At 74.6% G+C, this 16,621-nt stretch carries 16 protein-coding genes; all 16 read left to right on the forward strand.

Annotated elements, in window-relative coordinates; translation table 11 throughout:
- The coding region (locus tag MA879_RS02440; RefSeq protein WP_248123112.1) for an endolytic transglycosylase MltG at positions 1-1,145 on the forward strand (1,145 nt) is incomplete at its 5' end.
- Positions 1,142-2,113 (forward strand): shikimate dehydrogenase family protein, encoded by a 972-nt coding sequence (locus tag MA879_RS02445; protein WP_248123114.1) that lies wholly within the window; start codon positions 1,142-1,144, stop codon positions 2,111-2,113. The genes MA879_RS02440 and MA879_RS02445, both read left to right, overlap by 4 nt.
- A 13-nt stretch (positions 2,114-2,126) precedes the next feature.
- Positions 2,127-3,362 (forward strand): chorismate synthase, encoded by a 1,236-nt coding sequence (gene aroC / locus MA879_RS02450; RefSeq protein ID WP_248123116.1) that lies wholly within the window; start codon positions 2,127-2,129, stop codon positions 3,360-3,362.
- Positions 3,359-4,015 (forward strand): shikimate kinase, encoded by a 657-nt coding sequence (locus tag MA879_RS02455; RefSeq protein ID WP_248123117.1) that lies wholly within the window; start codon positions 3,359-3,361, stop codon positions 4,013-4,015. Before aroC ends, MA879_RS02455 begins: the two co-directional genes overlap by 4 nt.
- Positions 4,012-5,175 (forward strand): 3-dehydroquinate synthase, encoded by a 1,164-nt coding sequence (aroB, locus tag MA879_RS02460; protein WP_248123118.1) that lies wholly within the window; start codon positions 4,012-4,014, stop codon positions 5,173-5,175. Before MA879_RS02455 ends, aroB begins: the two co-directional genes overlap by 4 nt.
- A gap of 83 nt (positions 5,176-5,258) precedes the next feature.
- On the forward strand, positions 5,259-5,822 hold the full coding sequence (gene efp, locus MA879_RS02465) for an elongation factor P (RefSeq protein ID WP_248123120.1): 564 nt from the start codon (positions 5,259-5,261) through the stop codon (positions 5,820-5,822).
- Complete coding sequence (gene nusB, locus MA879_RS02470) at positions 5,815-6,264, forward strand: transcription antitermination factor NusB (RefSeq protein WP_135030973.1); 450 nt, start codon at positions 5,815-5,817, stop codon at positions 6,262-6,264. Before efp ends, nusB begins: the two co-directional genes overlap by 8 nt.
- A 169-nt stretch (positions 6,265-6,433) precedes the next feature.
- Entirely contained in the window at positions 6,434-7,057 is a 624-nt protein-coding gene (gene pyrR / locus MA879_RS02475; RefSeq protein WP_248123128.1) for a bifunctional pyr operon transcriptional regulator/uracil phosphoribosyltransferase PyrR, read from the forward strand.
- A gap of 3 nt (positions 7,058-7,060) precedes the next feature.
- Positions 7,061-8,074, forward strand: coding sequence for an aspartate carbamoyltransferase catalytic subunit (locus tag MA879_RS02480; protein ID WP_248123130.1), 1,014 nt, complete (start codon positions 7,061-7,063; stop codon positions 8,072-8,074).
- Entirely contained in the window at positions 8,071-9,435 is a 1,365-nt protein-coding gene (locus MA879_RS02485; RefSeq protein ID WP_248123132.1) for a dihydroorotase, read from the forward strand. Before MA879_RS02480 ends, MA879_RS02485 begins: the two co-directional genes overlap by 4 nt.
- Positions 9,432-10,064 (forward strand): PH-like domain-containing protein, encoded by a 633-nt coding sequence (locus tag MA879_RS02490; protein WP_248123134.1) that lies wholly within the window; start codon positions 9,432-9,434, stop codon positions 10,062-10,064. The genes MA879_RS02485 and MA879_RS02490 overlap by 4 nt, the downstream gene beginning before the upstream one ends.
- Positions 10,061-11,251 (forward strand): glutamine-hydrolyzing carbamoyl-phosphate synthase small subunit, encoded by a 1,191-nt coding sequence (gene carA, locus MA879_RS02495; RefSeq protein WP_248123143.1) that lies wholly within the window; start codon positions 10,061-10,063, stop codon positions 11,249-11,251. The genes MA879_RS02490 and carA overlap by 4 nt, the downstream gene beginning before the upstream one ends.
- 3 nt (positions 11,252-11,254) lie before the next feature.
- Positions 11,255-14,554 carry a carbamoyl-phosphate synthase large subunit gene (carB, locus tag MA879_RS02500; RefSeq protein ID WP_248123145.1) on the forward strand — a complete coding sequence of 1,100 codons (3,300 nt, stop codon included), beginning with the start codon at positions 11,255-11,257 and terminating at the stop codon, positions 14,552-14,554.
- Entirely contained in the window at positions 14,551-15,432 is an 882-nt protein-coding gene (gene pyrF, locus MA879_RS02505; RefSeq protein ID WP_335342029.1) for an orotidine-5'-phosphate decarboxylase, read from the forward strand. Before carB ends, pyrF begins: the two co-directional genes overlap by 4 nt.
- A gap of 133 nt (positions 15,433-15,565) precedes the next feature.
- Positions 15,566-15,880 carry an integration host factor, actinobacterial type gene (gene mihF, locus MA879_RS02510; RefSeq protein ID WP_248123147.1) on the forward strand — a complete coding sequence of 105 codons (315 nt, stop codon included), beginning with the start codon at positions 15,566-15,568 and terminating at the stop codon, positions 15,878-15,880.
- A gap of 66 nt (positions 15,881-15,946) precedes the next feature.
- A complete protein-coding gene (gene gmk, locus MA879_RS02515; protein WP_418001207.1) occupies positions 15,947-16,597 on the forward strand; it encodes a guanylate kinase in 651 nt (216 codons plus the stop codon).
- Positions 16,598-16,621: the final 24 nt, after the last annotated feature.

The raw sequence follows: 16,621 nt of genomic DNA on the forward strand, positions 1-16,621 counted from the left end.
CCGCGCGCACCCGGGACGCGGTGGCCCGCGTGGCCCCGGCGCGCGGGCGGGCCTCCGGAGCGGCCCCCGCGGCCGGCCACGGGGCCTACGCCCGAGGCGGCCGCTCCGGCCGCGGGCTGCGCACCGCGCTCGTGCTGGGTCTGGTGGCCCTCGCCGTCGTGCTGGGGGCGGCGTGGCTGACGCGCGGGCTGTTCGCGCCGGCGGACCGTCCCGAGGCCTCGGGCGAGGACGTCACGTTCACCGTCCGACCCGGGGAGGACCTGGGCTCGATCGCCGCCCGGCTCGACGAGCGCGGCATCGTGGCCTCGGACCGCGCGGTGCTGGCGGCCGCGGAGGAGGCCGGCGAGACCTCGGTCGGGGCGGGGGACTACGTCCTGCGCGAGCGGATGCCCGCGGCGGACGCGCTGGCGGTCCTGCAGGGCCGGGCCGACGGCGCCGCCCACTACGTGCTCGTGGGCCGCGGCCAGTGGCTCGACGAGGCCCTCGACGCCCTGGCCGAGTCCACCGGCATCCCGCGGGCGGAGTTCGACGCGGCCGCGGCGGACCCCACGGCGTACGGCGTGCCGGCCGAGGCCCCGAGCCTCGAGGGCTGGCTGGACCCCGGCGAGCACTATCCGCCCGTGGACGCGGGCGCCGAGGACATCCTGGCCGAACTGGTCAAGCCCCGCCTGGCGTTCCTTGAGCAGCACGGGGTGACGGACCCGGCCGAGCAGCAGCGGGTGGTCACCGTCGCCTCCATCCTGGAGGCCGAGGCCCTGCCGAAGGACTACCCCCGCGTGGCCGGCGTGATCGAGAACCGCCTGGCCGACGTGGACGCGGAGACCCGGGGCCTGCTCCAGGTGGACTCCACCGTCAACTACGGCCTCGGCCGCCGGAACCTGCAGTTCACCTCCGCCCAGCGCGCGGACGAGTCCAACCCGTACAACACCTACCAGCACCGGGGCCTGCCGCCCGGGCCCATCGGGATGCCCTCGGACGCCGCGGTGGAGGGCGCCCTGGACCCGGTGACCTCGGACGACCTCTACTGGGTGACCGTGGACATCGCCACCGGACGCACGGAGTTCTCCCAGACCTACGAGCAGCACCGGGAGTACCAGGAGGAGTTCCGCCGGTATTGCGCCCAGAACCCGGAGATCTGCTCGTGAGCCCGGCGGCCGCCCCCCGCCTGCGCGCGGCGGTCCTGGGCCGCCCGGTGGCCCACTCGCTCTCCCCGGTCCTGCACCGCGCTGCGTGCGCCGTGCTCGGCCTGGACGTGGACTACACCCGCGAGGACCTGGGCGAGGACGAGGTGGCCGGGTTCCTCGCGCACCGGCTGGGCGCGCCGGGTTGCGCCGCGGCGCCCGCCGCCCTCGGCGACGGCGAGGACTGGCTGGGCTGCTCCGTGACCATGCCCCTGAAGGCCGCCGTGGTGGCCGCCGCCGACGAGCGGACGGCCCGCGTGAGCGCCCTGGGCGTGGCCAACACGCTGGTGCGGGACCACCCCGACCACCCGGGGCGCATCCTCGCCCACAACACGGACGTGGACGGGATCGTCCGTGCCCTGGCCGACGGCGGCCTGGACGCCTCCGCCCGTGGCGGCACGGTGGGCGTCCTCGGGAACGGGGGCACGGCCTCGGCCGCCGTGGCCGCGGCCCACGCCCTCGGGGCGGACGCCGTGCGGTTCGGGGTGCGAGAGCCCGGGCGGGCCGCCGACGTCGTCCGGCTGGCCCGCGGCCTCGGGATGGAGGCCGTCGCGTGCGGGCAGGAGGAGCTCGTGGCCGGGGCGGGCCGGCTGCGCGCCGTGGTGGCCACCCTGCCGCCGCGCGCGGCGGATCCGCTGGCGGAGGCGGTCGCCGACGCCGCGCTGCCCCCGCTGCTGGACGCGGCCTACGACCCGTGGCCCTCCGCGCTCGCCCGCGCCTGGTCGGAGGCCGGGGGCACCGTGGTCTCCGGCGTGGCGATGCTCCTGCACCAGGGGGTGGAGCAGGTGCGCCTGTTCACCGAGCGCCCGCGCCGGGAGCGGTGCGTCCCCGAGCCGGACTGGGACGCCGTCACGCGCGCCGCCGCTCAGGCCCTCCGCTCCGCGGCCCTGCCGGGTGGGGTCACACGGCGGGGGACGCGTGGGGGCGCATGAGAGGATCGGGCGCATGGTGCGCTGGTTGACAGCGGGCGAGTCTCACGGCCCCGCGCTCACAGGAATCGTCGAAGGACTGCCCGCCGGGATCCCGGTGACGACGCAGGACGTGCAGGACGCGCTCGCGCGCCGTCGTCTCGGCTATGGCCGCGGCGCGCGCATGTCGTTCGAGCAGGACGCGGTGACCATCCTCGGGGGCGTCCGGCACGGCCTGACCCTCGGCTCCCCGGTGGCCATCCAGGTGGGCAACACGGAGTGGCCCAAGTGGGAGAAGGTCATGGCCGCGGACCCGGTCCCGGCGGAGGAGCTCGCCGGACTCGCCCGCAACGCCAGGCTCACGCGCCCGCGCCCGGGCCACGCGGACCTCACCGGCATGCAGAAGTACGGCTTCGACGAAGCGCGCCCGCTGCTGGAGCGCGCCTCGGCGCGAGAGACCGCCGCCCGCGTGGCCCTCGGCACGGTGGCCCGCTCGTTCCTCGCCGAGCTGGAGGTGCGGATCGTCTCCCACACCGTGTCCTTCGGTGCCGTCGCCCTGCCGGAGGACCACGCCTTCCCCCGGCCCGAGGACCAGGACCGGCTGGACGCGGACCCCGTGCGCTGCCTGGACCCCGAGGTGTCCGCCGCGATGGTCGCGGAGGTGGACGGCGCCCACAAGGCGGGGGAGACCCTCGGTGGAGTCGTGGAGGTCCTGGCCTACGGCGTGCCCGTGGGGCTGGGCTCGCATGTGCACTGGGACCGTCGGCTGGACGCTCGCCTGGCGGGCGCTCTCATGGGCATCCAGGCCATCAAGGGCGTGCAGGTGGGGGACGGGTTCGCCACGGCCGCCCGCCGCGGTTCGCAGGCCCATGACGCCATCGCGAGGGGCGAGGACGGGCGGCCGCGGCGCGTGACCGAGCGCGCCGGCGGCATCGAGGCGGGCATGTCGACGGGAGAGGTCCTGCGCGTGTCCGCGGCCATGAAGCCGATCGCCACCGTCCCGCGGGCGCTGCCCACGGTGGACGTGGCCACCGGGGCCGAGACCACCGCGCACCACCAGCGCTCCGACGTCGCCGCCGTGCCCGCGGCCGGCATCGTGGCGGAGGCCATGGTGGCGCTCGTGCTGGCGGACGCGCTCCTGGAGAAGTTCGGCGGCGACTCGGTGGCCGAGACCCGCCGCAACGTCACGGCGTTCACCGCGTCCCTGCCGACCCTGCCGGACGCGCCGGCCGAGGGCGGGGGCGAGGGCCCCATGGGCGATCCGCTGTCATGACGGACGCGCCCTCGCCCGTGGACCTCGCCCCCTCCTGGGAGGCCATGGTCCGGGGGATGGACGCACGGCTGGCCGCCGCCCGGGCGCGGCGCGAGGGTGCCGCCGGGGAGCCGGCGGTCGGGGTCGGCGTCGTCCTGGTGGGTCCGATGGGCGCGGGCAAGACCACGGTGGGCCGCCTCGTGGCCGAGCGGCTGTCCCTGGCGTTCATTGATGCGGACGACCTGTTCGTGCGCGCCCACGGCCCCATCCCGGCGTTCTTCGCCGAGCACGGGGAGCCGGCCTTCCGGAGGGAGGAGGAGCGGGTGGTCGCCCACGTCCTGGAGCAGTCCGAGCCCTGCGTGCTCGCCTGCGGGGGCGGGGCCGTGCTGAGCGCGGCCACCCGCCGGCGCCTGACGGCGTCCCCCGCCCTCGTGGTCAGCCTCACCGTGGCGGAGGAGGAGGCGCTGCGCCGGGTGGGCGGCGGCGCGGGCCGGCCCGTGCTCGCGGGTGACCCCGCGGGCACGTGGCGCCGGATCCTCGCCGAGCGTGCCCCCCTGTACCGGGCGGTCGCCGGGGCGGAGGTGGACGGCACCGGCCGACCCCCGTCCGAGGCCGCCTCGCGTATCGTGGACCTGATGATCCCCCCGACCCCGAGGAGTCGAACGCGCCCATGACGGACATCCAGCCGGAACCGATCGAGACCGCGCCGTCCGCCGACGCCGCACCCGCCGCAGACGGGGCGGAGGTCACCGTGATCCCCGTGTCCGGGGGCTCCGCAGCGGAGGCCTCGGGCGGCTACGACGTGGTGGTGGGCCGTGGCCTGCTCGCGCGGCTGCCCGCCATGCTCGGCCCCCACGTCCGCCGGGTCCTCGTGATCCACCCGCGCGCCCTGCGCGCCACGGGCGACGTCGTCAAGAACGACCTCGAGGCGGCCGGCCTGGTCTCCCTCACCGCCGAGATCCCGGACGCCGAGGAGGGCAAGCACCTGCAGGTGGCCGGCTTCTGCTGGCAGGTGCTGGGCCAGAACGACTTCACCCGCTCGGACGCGGTGGTGTCCGTGGGCGGCGGCGCCGTCTCGGATCTGGCCGGCTTCGTGGCCGCCACGTGGCTGCGCGGCGTGCGCGTGGTGCACATGCCCACCACCCTGCTGGGCATGGTGGACGCCGCCGTGGGCGGCAAGACGGGCATCAACACGTCCGAGGGCAAGAACCTCGTGGGCGCCTTCCACCCGCCGGCCGGGGTGCTGGCGGACCTGGACACGCTGCTGACCCTGCCGGCCAACGAGCTGGTCTCCGGCCTGGCCGAGGTCGTCAAGTGCGGCTTCATCGCGGACCCGGAGATCCTCGACCTGATCGAGGCGGACCCGGTCCAGGCGCAGAACCCCCACTCGGCCGTGCTGCGCGAGCTGATCGAGCGATCGATCGCCGTCAAGGCGCGCGTGGTGTCCGAGGACCTGCGCGAGTCCGGCCCCCGCGAGTCCCTGAACTACGGCCACACCCTGGGCCATGCGATCGAGCTGGCCGAGCGGTACCAGTGGCGTCACGGCGCCGCGGTCTCGGTGGGCCTGGTGTTCGCCGCGGAGCTGGCACGCTCGCTGGGCCGGCTCGACGACGCGACGGCGGACCGTCACTGGTCCGTCCTGCAGGCGCTGGGCCTGCCCGTCTCCTACCGGGGGGACCGCTGGCAGTCCCTCCTGGACGGCATCCGCCGGGACAAGAAGAACCGCGGCGACCAGCTGCGCTTCGTGCTGCTCGAGGGGCTGGGCCGGCCGGTCACCGTGGACATCCCCGACGCGTCGCTGCTGTTCGCGGCCTACCAGGAGATCGCCGAATGAGCCTCGCCAGTACACTGGCAGGCGCACACTGACAGACAAGGACACGGGCCCGGCGTGGCCCGCAGCAGATCGGGAGAGACCGCGTGGCGAGCACCAACGACATCAAGAACGGCTCCGTGCTGAACCTCGAGGGCCAGCTCTGGAACGTCATCGAGTTCCAGCACGTGAAGCCCGGCAAGGGCGGTGCCTTCGTGCGCACCAAGATGAAGAACATCACCACCGGCAAGGTCGTGGACAAGACCTTCAACGCCGGTGCGAAGGTGGACTTCGCCACGGTGGACCGCTCGGACTACCAGTACCTGTACCAGGACGGCGAGGACTACGTCTTCATGGACGTCAAGGACTACGACCAGATCACGGTGCCCGCCGCCGTCGTGGGCGACGCCGCCCGGTTCATGCTGGAGAACACCCAGGTGGTCATCGCCCTGAACGAGGGCACCCCGCTGTACCTCGAGATGCCGGCGTCCGTGGTCCTGGAGATCACCTACACCGAGCCGGGCCTCCAGGGCGACCGCTCCTCGGCCGGCACCAAGCCCGCCACCGTGGAGACCGGCGCCGAGATCCAGGTGCCGCTGTTCGTGGAGCAGGGCACCCGCGTCAAGGTGGACACCCGCTCCGGCGACTACCTGGGCCGCGTGAATGACTGACACCCCCTCCCCGTCCGCCGCGAAGCGGGGGACCACGGCCCGCAGCCGCTCCCGGCAGCGCGCCGTGGAGATCCTCTTCGAGGCCGAGGCCCGCGGGTCGAGCGTCCTCGAGGGCATCCGCACGCGCCGGGAGAGCACGGACCTGCAGGTCAACGAGTACACCCAGCGGCTCGTGGAGGGCGTGATCGCGGACCAGGAGCGCCTGGACGAGGCCCTGACCTCGTACTCGCGGGGCTGGCCCCTGGACCGCATGCCCGCCGTGGACCGTGCCATCCTCCGCGTCGGTGCGTGGGAGCTGCTGTTCCAGGACGATGTGCCGGACGGCGTCGCCGTGTCCGAGGCCGTGGCCCTCGCCGCGGCGCTGTCCACCGACGACTCGCCCGAGTTCGTGAACGGCCTCCTGGGCCGCCTGCAGCAGGTCAAGCCCACCCTGCTCGCCTGAGCCCGTGGGCTCCCACTCCGCGGCCCGGGGCCGGCGTCATCCGCGACGCCGGCCCCGGGCAGCGCTGGTACCCTCGGACATGCGCCCGAGCCCGGCCCCGCGCCGGCGCGGCGGGCGCGCACCGCATCCTTTAACGACCGTCCTGTGAGGCGGGGAAGGAGGCGCCGGCATGGGTCAGACCCCGGCCGCACCTCGTGCTGCACGCACCGTCCTGACATCCGCAGAGATCGACCGCGCCCTCACGCGCATCGCCCACGAGATCCTCGAGGCGAACAAGGGCCCGGCGGGTCTGGTGCTGATGGGCATCCCCCGCCGCGGCGTGCCGCTGGCCCGCCGCCTGAGCGCCGTCCTGCACCGGATCGACCCCGCGTTCGACGCCGACGCGTCCGTGGGCGAGGTGGACGTCACCCTGTACCGCGACGACCTGCGCCGGGGCGCCGCGCGCACCCCCGCGCCCACGCGGCTGCCGCGCACCCCGATCGACGGCGCCGTGGTGGTCCTCGTGGACGACGTCCTGTTCTCCGGCCGCACCGTCCGGGCGGCCCTCGACGCGCTCGCCGACCTCGGCCGCCCCGCCGCCGTCCGCCTGGCCGTCCTCGTGGACCGCGGGCACCGTGAGCTGCCGATCCGCGCGGACTTCGTGGGCAAGAACCTGCCCACCTCCACCGCCGAGCGCGTCCAGGTCCGCCTCGTGGAGGTGGACGGACCCGAGGCCGGCGGGCAGGACAGCCAGGACGCCGTCCGGATCGCCGACGCCGCGGCCGAGACCGCCGCCGCCTCCCGGGAGGGCTGAGCCGTGCGCCACCTGCTCGACACCGCCGACCTGACCCGCCCCGAGGCCCTCTCCATCCTCGACACGGCCGGGGAGATGGCCGCCGTCAACGACCGCGAGGTCAAGAAGCTGCCGGCCCTGCGCGGCCGCACGGTGGTCAACCTCTTCCTCGAGGACTCCACGCGCACCCGCATCTCCTTCGAGGCCGCCGCCAAGCGGCTCTCCGCGGACGTGATCAACTTCTCCGCCAAGGGCTCCTCCGTCTCCAAGGGCGAGTCCCTCAAAGACACCGTGCAGACCCTCGAGGCGATCGGCGCGGACGCGATCGTCATGCGTCACTGGTCCTCGGGCGCGGCCCGCCAGCTGGCGGACTCCGGCTGGGTGCGCTCCGCCGTCGTCAACGCCGGCGACGGCACCCACGCCCACCCCACCCAGGCGCTGCTGGACGCGTTCACCCTGCGCCGCCACCTCGCCGCCGAGGCCGGCCGCCGCCCCGAGGGGACGGACCTGGCCGGAATGCACGTGGTGATCGTGGGCGACATCCTCCACTCGCGCGTCGCGCGCTCCAACGTGTGGCTGCTGGCCCTGCTGGGCGCGCGCGTCACCCTCGCCGCCCCGCCCACCCTGCTGCCCGTGGGCGTGGCCGCGTGGCCGGCCCGGGTCACCTACTCGTTGGACGAGGCGCTCGAGGACGCCCCCGACGCCGTCATGATGCTGCGCGTGCAGGGCGAGCGCATGGGTGGGGCCTTCTTCCCCTCGGCGGGGGAGTACACCCGCACGTGGGGCCTCACCCCGGAGCGGTTCGCCCGCCTGTGCGCCCGTCCCGGCGGCGCGCTCGCGGAGCCCCTCGTGATGCACCCCGGCCCCATGAACCGGGGCCTCGAGATCTGCGACGCCGCCGCCGACTCCCCGCGGAACACCGTCCTGGAGCAGGTGGCCAACGGCGTGTCCGTGCGCATGGCCGTGCTGCACCTCGTGCTGAACCAGGACGCCACCGCCCCCGCCCCGCCCGCCCCCGCCCAGGAGGACCGCCCGTGAGCACCCCCACCGCCGACCTGCCCGCCCTCCTCTTCCGCGGCGCCACTCTCGCCTCCGGGGACACCGCCGACGTCCTCGTGGCCGAGGGCCGCGTGGCCGCCGTCGGCGACGCCGAGCCCGACCTCGCCCGCGACGCCCGGCAGATCCCGGCCGAGGGCCTCGTGCTGCTCCCGGGCCTCGTGGACCTGCACACCCACCTGCGCCAGCCCGGCAAGGAGGACGCCGAGACGGTCGAGACCGGCACGCGCGCCGCCGCCCTCGGCGGCTTCACCGCCGTGCACGCCATGGCCAACTCCACGCCCACGGCGGACACGGCCGGCGTCGTCGAGCAGGTGTGGCGGCTCGGCCGCGAGGCCGGCTGGTGCGACGTGCACCCGGTGGGCGCCGTGACCGTCGGCCTGGCGGGGGAGGCCCTCGCCGACCTCGGCGCGATGGCCGACTCGCAGGCGGCCGTGCGGATGTTCTCCGACGACGGCATGTGCGTCCACGACGCCGTGATCATGCGCCGCGCCCTCGAGTACGTGAAGTCCTTCGACGGGTTCGTGGCCCAGCACGCGCAGGAGCCGAAGCTCACCGCCGGCGCCCAGATGAACGAGTCCGAGCTCTCCGGCGTCCTCGGCCTGACCGGCTGGCCCGCCGTCGCCGAGGAGGCGATCATCGCCCGGGACGTCCTGCTCGCCCGGCACGTGGACTCCCGCCTGCACGTCTGCCATGTCTCCACCGCCGGGTCCGTCGAGCTCATCCGCTGGGCCAAGGAGCAGGGCGTGAAGGTCACCGCCGAGGTCACCCCCCACCACCTGCTCCTCACCGAGGAGCTCGTCCGCAGCTACGACCCCGTGTTCAAGGTCAACCCGCCGCTGCGCCGCGAGTCCGACGTGCGCGCCCTGCGCGAGGCGCTCGCGGACGGCACGATCGACACGGTCGGCACCGACCACGCCCCCCACACCGCCGAATCCAAGCAGTGCGAGTGGACCGTGGCGGCCATGGGCATGACCGGCCTGGAGACCGCCCTGTCCGTGGTGCAGCACGCCATGGTGGACACCGGCCTGATGGACTGGTCCGGCGTGGCGCGGGCGATGTCCGTGGCCCCGGCCCGCATCGGCGGCCTCCCTGAGCAGGGCCAGGCGGACGAGGCCGGCGTGCCCACCGTCGGCGCCCCCGCCAACCTCGTCCTCTGGGACCCCGCCGTGCGCCGCGCCGTCGACCCCGAGACCCACGCCACGCGCTCGCGGAACAGCCCCTACCGCGGCATGGAGCTGCCCGGCGCCGTCGTGCACACCGTCTACCGCGGCCGGGCCGTGGTCACGGACGGCGCTCTCGCCGAGCCGGTGCGGCACCCGGCGGAGGGGAGCGCGGCGTGATCGCCCCGACCTCGCTGACGACGACGGCGGCCGCCCTGGCCGGCGTGCGCCCCGTGGCGCCGCGGACCCCCATGAAGGACTACGGGGACGTGTGGCTGCCGCTGACCCTGGGCACCCTGGCCGTGATCGCCCTGCTGCTCTCGCTGCTGTGGTGGGGCTGGCGCGGCCGGCGCCGCCGCCAGGCCGGCGTCCCCGCGCCCGCGCCGGTGCCCGCCGAAGTCCTCGAGCGCGAGCCCGCGGAGCGCTCCGACGGCATGTTCGTGGGCACCGTGTCCGGGCGCGACCGCCTGGACCGCGTGGCCGTGCACGGGCTCGGTCTGCGCTCCGAGGCGGTGCTGGAGGTCCACACCGCGGGTGACCGGCCCGGCCTCCTCGTGCTGCGCCCGCACGTGACCCCGCTGTTCGTGCCTGCCCCGCACCTGGTGGAGGCCGGCCTCTCCGCCGGGATCGCCGGCAAGTTCACGGAGCCCGGCGGCCTGATCGCATGGGGCTGGCGCCTCGGCGACGCCGACCTCACCTCCGCCTTCCGCCCCCGCCGCCCCGAGGACCGGGCACGCCTGCTGGCGGCCCTGCAGACCATCATCGACCGCGCGGCCCCCGTCCGCGCAGGACAGGAGGACGCCCGATGAGCACCCCGACCCCCGAGACCGCCGTGCTCGTGCTCGAGGACGGCACCGTGCACCGCGGCCGGCCCTACGGCGCGCGCGGGACCACCCTGGGCGAGGCCGTCTTCACCACCGGCATGACCGGGTACCAGGAGACCCTCACCGACCCCTCCTACGCCCGCCAGATCGTGGTCCAGACGGCCCCCCACATCGGCAACACCGGCGTGAACAGCGAGGACGCCGAGTCCCGCGCCATCTGGGTGGCCGGCTACGTGGTCCGCGACGCCGCCCGCCGGCCGTCCAACTGGCGCTCCGAGCGCACCCTGGACGAGGAGCTCGCCGCCCACGGCGTCGTGGGCATCCAGGACGTGGACACCCGAGCGATCACCCGCGCACTGCGCACCGAGGGGTCCATGAAGGCCGGCATCTTCTCCGGCGCGGACGCGCAGCGCCCCGAGACCGAGCTGCTCGACGAGGTCCGCAGCCAGCACTCCATGGCCGGCGCCCGCCTGGCCGAGACCGTCACCGCGGAGGCGGCCTACGTCGTCGAGCCCGCCGACCACGGATGGGAGGGGGAGCCGATCGCCACGGTCGCCGCCCTGGACCTGGGCATCAAGGCCGCCACCCCGCGGCATCTGGCCGCCCGCGGCATCCGCGTGCACGTGCTGCCCGCGGACGCGGACTTCGCCGCGATCCGGGCCGTGCAGCCGGACGGCGTGTTCCTCTCCAACGGCCCGGGCGACCCCGCCACCGCGGACGAGCAGGTGGCCGTGCTGCGCCAGGTGCTCGACGCCGGGCTGCCGTACTTCGGCATCTGCTTCGGGAACCAGATCTTCGGCCGCGCCCTCGGCTTCGGCACCTACAAGCTGCCCTTCGGCCACCGCGGCCCCAACCAGCCCGTGATGGACAAGGCCACCGGCCGGGTGGAGATCACGTCGCAGAACCACGGCTTCGCCGTCGACGCGCCCCTCGGGGAGGTCGTCGAGGCCCCCGAGGCCCGCTACGGCCGCGTCGAGGTCTCCCACTGGTCCCTCAACGACCAGGTGGTCGAGGGCCTGCGCCTGCTCGACCGCCCCGCCTTCTCCGTCCAGTTCCACCCCGAGGCCGCCGCCGGTCCGCACGACTCGCTCGGCCTCTTCGACCGCTTCGCGCAGGCGCTCGCCGAGCGCCGCGCCGGCACCGCCGCGTCCGCCACCACCGAGGGAGCCTGATCCATGCCCAAGCGCACCGACCTGAAGTCCGTCCTGGTCATCGGCTCCGGCCCCATCGTGATCGGCCAGGCCGCGGAGTTCGACTACTCCGGCACGCAGGCCATCCGCGTGCTCAAGGAGGAGGGCGTCCGCGTCGTCCTCGTCAACTCCAACCCGGCCACGATCATGACCGACCCGGAGCTGGCCGACGCCACCTACGTGGAGCCCATCACCCCCGAGGTGGTCGCCAAGATCATCGAGAAGGAGCGCCCGGACGCGGTGCTGCCCACCCTCGGCGGCCAGACCGCGCTGAACACCGCGATCGCCCTGGACAGGGACGGCGTCCTCGAGCGGTTCGGCGTCGAGCTGATCGGCGCGAACATCGCCGCGATCGAGCTGGGCGAGAACCGCGAGAAGTTCAAGGGCGTCGTCGAGCGCTCCGGCGGCGAGTCCGCCCGCTCGCACATCGTGCACACCATGGACGAGGCCCTCGCCGCCGTCGAGGACCTGAAGTACCCCGTGGTCGTGCGCCCGTCCTTCACCATGGGCGGCCTCGGCTCCGGCATGGCCTACGACGAGGTCGACCTGCGCCGCATCTGCGGCGCCGGCCTGCAGTACTCGCCCACCTCGGAGGTGCTCCTGGAGGAGTCCATCCTCGGGTGGAAGGAGTACGAGCTCGAGATGATGCGGGACCGCAACGACAACGTCGTGGTGGTCTGCTCGATCGAGAACGTGGACCCGGTGGGCGTCCACACCGGCGACTCCATCACCGTGGCCCCGGCCATGACCCTGACGGACCGCGAGTACCAGAAGCTGCGCGACATCTCCATCAACGTCATCCGTGAGGTCGGCGTGGACACCGGCGGCTGCAACATCCAGTTCGCCGTGAACCCGGAGGACGGGCGCGTCGTCGTCATCGAGATGAACCCGCGCGTGTCCCGTTCCTCGGCGCTGGCCTCGAAGGCCACCGGCTTCGCGATCGCCAAGATCGCCACGAAGCTGGCCCTGGGCTACACGATGGACGAGATCCCCAACGACATCACGCGGAAGACCCCGGCGTCGTTCGAGCCGGTGCTCGACTACGTGGTGGTGAAGGTCCCGCGCTTCGCGTTCGAGAAGTTCCCTGCCGCGGACCCGACCCTGACCACCACCATGAAGTCGGTGGGCGAGGCCATGGCGATCGGCCGCAACTTCACCGAGGCCCTGCAGAAAGCCCTGCGCTCGCTCGAGCAGAAGGGCTCGGAGCTGGCCTTCGACCGCGACGCCGACCCGGCCGCCCTCCTGGAGCAGGCCCGCACCGCCACCACGCACCGCCTCACCCAGACCCAGCAGGCGCTGTACGCGGGCGCCACGCTCGAGCAGGCGTTCGAGGCCACCAGGATCGACCCGTGGTTCCTGGACCAGTTCATGCTGGTCAACGAGATCGCCGACGAGATCCGCACGGCCCCGCAGCTGGACGAGGCGGTCCTCCGCCGCGCCAAGCGCCACGGCTTCTCCGACGCCCAGATCGGCTCGCTGCGGCACATGGACGCGGCGGTGGTGCGCGGCGTGCGTCACGCCCTGGGCGTGCGCCCCGTCTACAAGACCGTGGACACCTGCGCCGCCGAGTTCGAGGCGTTCACGCCGTACCGGTACTCCAGCTACGACCGGGAGACCGAGGTGCAGCCGCATGAGAAGGAGTCCGTGGTGATCCTCGGCTCCGGGCCCAACCGGATCGGCCAGGGCATCGAGTTCGACTACTCGTGCGTGCACGCCACGCTCGCCCTGCGCGAGGCCGGGTACGAGACCGTCATGGTGAACTGCAACCCGGAGACGGTCTCCACCGACTACGACATCTCGGACCGCCTGTACTTCGAGCCGCTCACCCTCGAGGACGTCCTCGAGGTGATCGCCGCGGAGGAGGCCTCCGGCGGCGTGGCGGGCGTGTTCGTCCAGCTCGGCGGCCAGACCCCGCTCAAGCTGGCCCAGCAGCTCGAGGACGCCGGCGTGCCGGTCCTGGGCACCTCGCCCGTCGCGATCGACCTGGCGGAGCATCGCGGCGAGTTCGCCCGCGTCCTGGACGACGCCGGCCTGATCGCCCCGAAGAACGGCACCGCGGTGTCCTTCGAGGACGCCAAGCGCGTGGCGGACGAGATCGGCTACCCGGTGCTCGTGCGCCCCTCGTACGTGCTGGGCGGGCGCGGCATGGAGATCGTCTACACGGAGGAGGCGCTGGCCCACTACGTGCGCCACGCCACGGAGATCACCCCGAGCCAGCCGATGCTCGTGGACCGCTTCCTGGAGGACGCGATCGAGATCGACGTGGACGCCCTCTACGACGGCACCGAGCTCTACCTGGGCGGCGTCATGGAGCACATCGAGGAGGCCGGCATCCACTCCGGGGACTCCGCCTGCGTGCTGCCGCCGGTCACCCTCGGCCCCGACGTGCTGGAGCGCGTCCGCACCGCCACGGAGAAGATCGCGGCCGGCGTCGGCGTGCGAGGCCTGATCAACATCCAGTTCGCCCTGGCCTCGGACGTGCTCTACGTGATCGAGGCCAACCCGCGCGCCTCGCGCACGGTGCCCTTCGTCTCGAAGGCCACCGGCGTCCAGCTGGCCAAGGCCGCCGCCCTGATCGGCATGGGCTGGACGCTCGCGGACCTGCGCGCCGAGGGCCGGATCCCGTCGGACTACGACGGCGGCGCCCTCCCGCTGGGCGCGTCCGTGGCCGTCAAGGAGGCCGTGCTGCCCTTCACCCGGTTCCGCACCGCGGAGGGACGCGTGGTCGACTCGCTGCTCGGGCCGGAGATGCGCTCGACCGGCGAGGTCATGGGCATCGACAAGCACTTCGACACGGCCTTCGCCAAATCCCAGGCCGCGGCCGGCGGCCCCCTGCCCACCGAGGGACGGGTGTTCGTGTCCGTGGCCAACCGGGACAAGCGCACCGTGGTGGGCCTGGCCAAGCGCCTGGTGGACCTCGGCTTCGATATCGTGTCCACCGGGGGCACCGCCGAGGTGCTGCGCCGCAACGGCGTGCCCGCGGAGGTCGTCGTCAAGATCGCGGCCGCGACGGACGCCGACGGCGCCGGGACCGTGCTCGAGCAGCTGCACGCCGGACGCGTGGACCTCGTGCTCAACACGCCCTCCGGCGGTGAGGCCCGTACGGACGGCTACGAGATCCGTGCGGCCGCGACCTCGCTCGGCGTGCCGGTGATCACCACGACGGCGGAGTTCGCCGCGTGCCTGCAGGCCATCGAGGCCATGCGCACCTACGAGTGGTCGGTCACCTCCCTCCAGGAGCACGAGGTCCGCCTCGCCGACGCCGTCGCCGAGGCCCGCGCGTGAACGGAACCGACGGCGCCCCCGCGCCCTTCGGCCGGCGCCTGGCCGAGGCCATGGCCGAGGCCGGGCCCCTCTGCCTGGGCGTGGACCCGCATCCGAGCCTGCTCGCCGCGTGGGGCCTGAGGGACACCCCCGCCGGTCTCGAGGAGTTCTCCGCGCGAGCGCTCGAGGCCGCGGCGGGGGAGGGGACCCCCCGGGTGGCGGCCCTCAAGCCGCAGGTGGCCCTGTACGAGCGCCACGGCTCCGCCGGGGTGGCGGTCCTCGAGCGCCTGCTGGCCCGGGCCCGGGACGCCGGCGTGCTGACGATCGCCGACGCCAAGCGCGGGGACATCGGCTCCACCATGGACGGCTACGCCGCGGCCTGGCTGGATCCGGCCTCCCCGCTGGCCGCGGACGCGGTCACCCTCAGCCCGTACCTCGGGTACGGGACGCTGGCGGCCACGGTCGAGCGCGCCCACGGCGTCGGCCGGGGCGTGTTCGTCCTCGCGCTGACGTCCAATCCCGAGGGCGTCTCGGTCCAGCACGCGGGCGCGACCGAGGCCGAGGGGGCCGTGGCGGCACGGATCGTGGCGGCGGCCGCGGCCGACAACGCCCGCCTCGCCACGGGGGACGACTGGGGGCCGGTCGGACTCGTCGTGGGCGCCACGGTGGCAGACCGGGCAGCGGCGCTGGGCGTGGACCTGGCGGTCCTGCGGGGTGCGCTGCTGGCCCCGGGCTACGGGGCCCAGGGGGCCACCGCGGCCGGCATGAGGGTCGGGTTCGGACCCGCGTGGCCGCTGGTGCTCGCCACCTCCTCGCGGGGCATCCTCCGGCAGGGTCCGGAGGCCGGAGCGCTCGCCCGGGCCATCGAGGCCGCGCGGGCGGAGCTGGCCGCCGGCTGACGTCGGGACGAGGAACATGACGCGTCAGATAACGGGTGGTAGTTTCCCCTTCTGACCGAACGATTTTCGGTGGGTTGACGGCGGAACCGGTGGCGTGAGCGCCCGGTCGGGACGAGGAGAGGCGGGTGGCCGGATGGCCTTGCGGCAGCTGAGCACGGAGGAGCGGGCGGAGGCCCGGGCGAAGGCGCTGCGCGCCCGGCAGGAGCGTGCGGAGGTCAAGTCCGCGTTCGCCGCGGGCGAGGTCTCCCTCGCGGAGGTGCTCGACCGTGCGGACCGGGACCCGGCCATCGGCCGGCTACGCACGGCGGACCTGCTGCAGGCCCTGCCGGGCGTCGGCGCCGTCCGCGCCACGGCCATGATGGCCTCCTGCGAGATCTCCCCGGCACGCCGGCTCAAGGGGCTCGGCCGCCGTCAGCGGGAGGCGCTGATCGCCTATATTGGCCGGTGACCATCCCACCCGCGGCGCGGGGCCGCTCCCGGCGGGCCATCGTGCGCCCGTGACCCAGGAGACCGCGTGAGCACCCTCGACGACCTCGGCCCGGTTCCCCCCGTCCCCGGCGAGCGCGCACCCTCCCGTCCCCCGGCCCCGGGGGCCGGTGTGACCGTGCTGGCCGGGCCCACCGCCGTCGGCAAGGGAACCGTGTCCGCCTACATCCGCGAGCACTACCCCCAGGTGTGGCTGTCCGTCTCCGCCACCACCCGCGCGGCGCGCCCGGGCGAGGAGGACGGGGTGCACTACTTCTTCACCACCCCGGAGGAGTTCGACGGCCTGGTGGAGCGGGACGAGATGCTCGAGTGGGCGCTCGTGCACGGGGCCCACCGGTACGGCACGCGCCGCGACCGTGTCATGGACGCGGTGGCCGCCGGCCGCCCCGTCCTGCTGGAGATCGACCTCCAGGGGGCGCGCCAGGTGCGCCGCAGCATGCCCGAGGCGACGTTCGTGTTCCTGGCACCGCCCAGCTGGGATGAGCTGGTCGCCCGTCTGGTCGGCCGCGGCACGGAGGGGCCCGCCGAACAGCGTCGTCGTCTGGAAACGGCTAGACTGGAGCTCGCTGCCGAGCCGGAGTTCGACGCCGTCGTCGTCAACGACACGGTGGAGCGCGCCGCGGCCGAGCTCGTGAGGCTCATGGGGCTGGACCCCGCGTCCGGCGCGCCAGCCGCCTGAGTCGCCCGGCCCCGCGTGCGCCGA

The organism is Micrococcus lacusdianchii (assembly GCF_023155805.1).
GTDB classification, from domain to species: domain Bacteria; phylum Actinomycetota; class Actinomycetes; order Actinomycetales; family Micrococcaceae; genus Micrococcus; species Micrococcus lacusdianchii.